Below are 750 nucleotides of genomic sequence, written 5' to 3' on the forward strand. Positions count from 1 at the left end.
GTGCAGGGTCATCGCGCCGCGCCCGTAGACCGGCGGGTCGAGGAGGTGTTCGGGCCCGGGCGGGGTGCCGGGTGGGAAGGCCCAGATGCCCTCGCTCTGGCCGTCCGAGCCGTCGTAGTAGTCGCGGAAGATCTCGTCCGCGGTGCGACCCGCGTCGTCCCGCTCCACCTCCCACAGCCACTCGGCGTACGTGGCGAAGCCCTCGTTGAGCCAGATGTCGCCCCAGGTGCGCGGCGTGAGCGAGTTGCCGAACCACTGGTGGGCCAGCTCGTGGACCTGGAGGTAGGCGTCGGGCGGCGTGCTGTAGTACGGCTTGGTCTGGGTCTCCAGGGCGTAACCGAGGTCGGGCGTGTCGTCGACGATGGCGCCGGTCGAGGAGAACGGGTACGGGCCGAAGAGGCCGGTCTCCCAGTCCATGATCTCGGTGAGCTGGTCGGCCACGTGCCGGCTCGCCGCCGCCTGCGTCGGGTCGATCGCCACGTACTGCGGCACGTCGCCCCCGGCCCGCCGCTGGCCGTCCCGCCGTTCGCCGCCTTGTCGCCCGCCGGCTCGTGGTGTGCCGGCCGGCTGGCCGTCGCCGACCCGGCTGTCGGGCGGGGCGGGTGCGTGGGCGTCGTTCGGCGCTGCTTCCTGGGGTTTCTCCTGGGTGTCGATGTGGGGCTCCTCGGGGTCGGTGGTGGTGCCCGCGCGCAGGTCGCCGCGGGTGCGTACGTCGAAGGTGCCGATGGCGACCGTGGCCAGGTAGCTGGC

Annotated in this window: 1 protein-coding gene; it reads right to left on the reverse strand. The window is 73.1% G+C overall.

All coding sequences use genetic code 11. The features are described 5' to 3' along the window. Positions 1 to 750, reverse strand: a 750-nt coding sequence (locus KUM32_RS39875; protein ID WP_302185259.1) for a M1 family aminopeptidase, incomplete at both ends; no start/stop codon positions are given.

It is taken from the genome of Streptomyces sp. AC627_RSS907, from assembly GCF_019049165.1.